This is a genomic window from Victivallis sp., from assembly GCF_048170485.1.
Classification (GTDB): Bacteria; Verrucomicrobiota; Lentisphaeria; order Victivallales; family Victivallaceae; genus Victivallis.
Window position 1 is genome coordinate 1 of record NZ_DBEXAY010000248.1, and the last position, 4157, is coordinate 4157.

Below are 4157 nucleotides of genomic sequence, written 5' to 3' on the forward strand. Positions count from 1 at the left end.
TTCAGATCGCTATATTCCTGGATCGTCAAACCGCTATCCTTGTCACCTATACATGGTATCTTTAGATTTGACACTTCTTTACTTTTGAAGTTCCCGGATGATGCGGTCGAGGGTGATGGGACCGGTCATTCCTTTTCCCCAGATGCGTTTGGCGTTTTCGATCTGCGCCGGATCTTTCAGCGATTTCAGGTAGGCGATTGCTTCTGCGGCACCTTCCGGGTCGTTCGCTTTGCAGAGCGAGGCGAGCAGCAGCGGATAGAGCACGCTGCGCTTCAGGTCCGGATTGTTGCGTTCCCGGTGCAGAAGGGCTTTGATCTCCGGCGCATAGGCGGCGGGCCTGGTTTTCAGGCACCATTCGGCAACCCGGCAGAGGAGGCGGAAATTCCCCGAATACGGCGTTTCCCGCAACAGCTTTTTCAGTTCCGGGCTCCCGTCTGCGGCCGGTTTTCCGGCATAGAGCGGGATGAGGTGCGAAAGCTGTTCCGGAGCAGGTTCCCGGAAGGCGGCAAGCATCCGGTTCCGGTAATCCGCGTTGTCGGCCATATACTCCGAATACCGCAGCGCCGTTTCCTGTTTATCGGGTTGGCTGCTCCACCTCAGGATCAATGTTTCAAAAGCCGGGCGATTGCGTTCCGCGAAGGCTTCGGCGGTCCTGCTGCCGAGCAGCGGATCGGCCAGCAGCTCCGCTGCGAACTCCTCGTGCGGCAGGAAATTCGCCTGGAACAACTGCTGCTGGAGCAACCGGCGCGGCATGACTCCGAGCCGTTCCTCAAGCAGCAGTTTCCGCCATCCCTCGCGCTCTCCGGCAGTTAACGGATAGGAGAATTCTCCAACGGCGTCAAGCCGTTTCAGCAAGCTGACCGCTTCCGCCGGAGGCGGCAGGGTGCGCAAACGCTCCCGGAGCCAGGCGGCCTCCTCCCGCGCCGGGAGGCGGCGAAATTTCTCCACGGTTTCCGGGGAGATTCCCGACAGCGGACGGCCGCCCGGAACCGGAAACAGATAGCGTCCGGGAGTGCGCATTTCAGCCTGACAGCCGTTTCCCGCCGGCGGAGCGCACGGCGTGCCGTCCAGTTCGGAAAACGACAGCTTTTTCCCCTGCTCGCCGGAGTCGGCGTACAGGAACTTCTCCGCCGCCAGCGCCGCGCTCCAGAAGTCGCCGGGAGCCCCCGGCCTGCGCACGGCATCGATTTTTCCATCCTTCAGGAAGATGCGGTCGAGCCGGTTGCGGAAAACCCAGCGCCCATCCTCCGTCTTGCGCGAGACCAGCACATCGACCCGGACCAATCCGTTCCGCTCCGGGAATTCAAATTTCGGCACGACCTCATAGATCCCCGGATTCTGCCGCCGTTCGTCGGCGTACAGGAGCCGGACTTCGGCGGGAATCTCCAGTGCGTTTGCCGCCGCAGCCGCCAGAATCGCGGCTATTGCAGAAGGCATCCATTTCATCATGTTACACTCCTTACGGGCTGTTAATAGGAAAAGAATTCGTAATACTCGAAACTGCGGCTTCCCGTCACCGGGCGGACGGTCACTCTGAGGCGCACGCCCGGATTTTCCGGCGACGAGGCGTCGGCCTGAATCGTATAGGCGCCGCTCTCGCGGGTCGAAAAGTTCATCTCCAGCTTTCCGGCAAGGCCGGGAGGCAGGCTTTCGGCAAGCGGCAGCCGTTTTTTGCGCCACAGCTCCAGCGCATTCCGAAGCTGTTCCGATTCCTCAGCCGTCAGCGCGCACCGTTCGGCGATCACGGCGGCCGGAGTCGCGTAGAGGTTCGGCCGCCCGGTGAGAGCGCGCAGCTTTTCCGGCGGAATCAGGCGGATCGCGTCGAGCACGCCGTTTTCGGACGGCAAATAGAGCTTCCCGGCTCCCGGCAGCCACAGCAGCTCCTCGCGGAACTGCAGCGGGCGGTTGCGCGGCAGCACCGGGACGCCCGCACTGCGGTAGTGCTGCGACTCCATGCCGCCGGGCTTCGCGAGATCGTCGGAGTCGGCGTAATCTTCAAGCCGGGCGATCAACTCTTCGCGCGGTTCGTCCTTGGCCAGTTTCGGATTCGTGAGCTGCCGCGCCGGATTGCGCCCGGCGAGGTCAAGTCCGGCAACCGCGTCGAAAATCCGCACCGAAACCGTCCGTTCGCCCGCCGTGACGGTGTGTTCCGTCCCGTCGGCGAGAAAACGCTCTGCGGTCCCGTCGGTTTCCGCCCCGAGCCTGCGGTCGGCGTTCTTCGCGCGGTCGGCCAGCAGCAGGCACAGCGTCCGGTTGGCGGCGCTTTCCGCTTCGAGCGCGGAACGCTGCAAGGAAGCAAAGGTATCGGTTTCCGCCGCCGAATACTGGCTGATCGCGACGGCGGAGGCGACCAGAACGCCGATCGAAGCGATCAGCGCCATGACCGTGACCAGCGCGACGCCGCGTTCCCTTCGTTTCCTACCGCCTGCCATAGGTCTCCTCCCGGAATTTGCCGTAACTTGAAACCGCGGAATTTCCGGCGGTCCGGCGCAGGAAACTGACTTGCCGCCCATTTTCAAACTCCACATCCATGCGGATCGCGGCGGGAATCGTTTCGGCCGCCTCCGCATCGAATTCCGGCTGCCATGCGATTTCGCCGTTTTCGCGGAACGCATAGGAGAACGCGAGGCGCCGCACCCCGGAGGCGATCACCTCGCGTCGGCACTCTCCGTCATGGTCGGCGATGATCGGATAACGGCGGTAGCGCGCAACCAGCTCCGACTCCTCCCGGCTGAGTTCGAGGAAACGCAGCCCGCCCTCCGCCGGGTCGTTCACCCGGTGCAGATACGCGAGGCGCAGAAAGGCCGGCTTGCCGCGGAACAGCTGCACATTCCGGTTGTTTTCGTCCGGCCAGTGGAACGGAATCGCGTTGCGGAACGCCGTGTCGGCGATCCGGTCGAGCCGCTGCAGCGTTTCCAGCTCCGCCGAACTCTCCCGGACCACGCTCCACCCCTGCTGACTCGAAAAGAGGATTGAACCGGCCAGCGTCGCGATCACCGAAAAAATCGCCAGCGCCAGAACGATCTCAAGCAGGGTGAAAGTTCGCTTAACGGCCATCGGAACGCTCCTTTACCCAGCAGTCAAGCCGCAGCGAATCAAGCACTTCCCCATCCCGGGACGCTTCGACGACCAGGGTGCGCAGCCGCTTCTGCCCGAACCGGGTTTCCGTATCGGCCGGGAGACGCGGATCTTCATAACGGTAAGCGATTTCAAATTCGCCGGAGAACAGTGTCTCATTCAGCCCCGCTTCCGGTCCGTGCAGCAGCAGATATTCGGCGGCGGAGGTCAGATCGTGCGTCAGCTCCCAGGTTTCGGCATTGCGCGCCGCGCGGTTCGCCGCAATCGACAACTGCCAGAGCAGTCCCGCGATGCCGAGCGTCAGGATCACCAGCGCCACAAGCACCTCAAGCAGAGTGAACTTATTCCGTTTCATCGATCACGATGCTCCCGGTCAGGGGGGAAATCCGCAACGTCGCCGTTTCGCCGTCGCGCTCGAAAGCGAGCGCGGTCTCCGCCGCGCCGCCGTCCGGGAAGAAGCGCAGCACAATGCCCGGCTCCTGAAGTTCCTCGCCGTTGCGCAGAATGCGAAGTTCCTGCGGATACGTGACTTGCTCCTTCCCGAAAAACAGCCTCCGCCTCGCCGGATCGAACTCGACGGCGCACGTCTTGCCGGTCGCGGCCGCCTGCCGGCGGCAGAGCGCCGCGATGCGCCGGAGCTGTTCGGCCTTCTGATACGGCCCGCCGTCGAGCAGCTCGACGCTGAGCCGCGCGGTTCCGACCGCCAGCACGACCAGCAGAATTGCGGTGACGGTGACCAGCTCGACAAGCGTATAGCGATTGCGGCGCAACGGGTTATTCCTCCTCGACGACGGTCCAGTTGCCGATGTCGGCGTCCTCGTCCTCGCCGCCGGGCTGGCCGTCCGCGCCGTAACTGATGATGTCGAATTCGCCGTGGTCGCCCGGTTTTTTGTAGATGTAGTCGTTGCCCCACGGGTCCTGTGGAATCACGCCGCCTTTCAGGTACGGCCCCTTCCAGCGCTTGCTGCCGGAGTTGTTCTTCACCAGATCCTCCAGCGAAGCCGGGAGTTTTTTCATATGGACGCGGTAGTCGAAAATGCACTGCTCGAAAATGCCGATCTGCATCTTCGCGGCGCCGG

6 protein-coding genes are annotated in these 4157 nt (G+C 63.0%); all 6 read right to left on the reverse strand.

Annotated elements, in window-relative coordinates; all coding sequences use genetic code 11:
- Positions 1-78: 78 nt before the first annotated feature.
- Positions 79-1449 carry a hypothetical protein gene (locus ACMLHG_RS12945; RefSeq protein WP_417170756.1) on the reverse strand — a complete coding sequence of 457 codons (1371 nt, stop codon included), beginning with the start codon at positions 1447-1449 and terminating at the stop codon, positions 79-81.
- Between the two features lie 20 nt (positions 1450-1469).
- Positions 1470-2432: a type II secretion system protein GspK gene (locus tag ACMLHG_RS12950; RefSeq protein WP_158703747.1), complete on the reverse strand. Its 963-nt coding sequence runs from the start codon at positions 2430-2432 to the stop codon at positions 1470-1472.
- Positions 2419-3057: a prepilin-type N-terminal cleavage/methylation domain-containing protein gene (locus ACMLHG_RS12955; RefSeq protein WP_276742760.1), complete on the reverse strand. Its 639-nt coding sequence runs from the start codon at positions 3055-3057 to the stop codon at positions 2419-2421. Before ACMLHG_RS12955 ends, ACMLHG_RS12950 begins: the two co-directional genes overlap by 14 nt.
- Positions 3047-3433, reverse strand: coding sequence for a type IV pilus modification PilV family protein (locus tag ACMLHG_RS12960; RefSeq protein ID WP_417170757.1), 387 nt, complete (start codon positions 3431-3433; stop codon positions 3047-3049). Before ACMLHG_RS12960 ends, ACMLHG_RS12955 begins: the two co-directional genes overlap by 11 nt.
- Positions 3420-3848, reverse strand: coding sequence for a hypothetical protein (locus ACMLHG_RS12965; protein WP_417170758.1), 429 nt, complete (start codon positions 3846-3848; stop codon positions 3420-3422). Before ACMLHG_RS12965 ends, ACMLHG_RS12960 begins: the two co-directional genes overlap by 14 nt.
- 4 nt (positions 3849-3852) lie before the next feature.
- The coding region (locus ACMLHG_RS12970) for a type II secretion system protein GspG (RefSeq protein ID WP_417170759.1) at positions 3853-4157 on the reverse strand (305 nt) is incomplete at its 5' end.

What these genes read in the sequence shown, in the direction of transcription:
- ACMLHG_RS12960 (WP_417170757.1), bottom strand. Translation starts at nt 3,433, where the DNA reads ATGAAACGGAATAAGTTCACTCTGCTTGAGGTGCTTGTGGCGCTGGTG.
- ACMLHG_RS12950 (WP_158703747.1), bottom strand. Translation starts at nt 2,432, where the DNA reads ATGGCAGGCGGTAGGAAACGAAGGGAACGCGGCGTCGCGCTGGTCACG.
- ACMLHG_RS12945 (WP_417170756.1), bottom strand. Translation starts at nt 1,449, where the DNA reads ATGATGAAATGGATGCCTTCTGCAATAGCCGCGATTCTGGCGGCTGCG.
- ACMLHG_RS12955 (WP_276742760.1), bottom strand. Translation starts at nt 3,057, where the DNA reads ATGGCCGTTAAGCGAACTTTCACCCTGCTTGAGATCGTTCTGGCGCTG.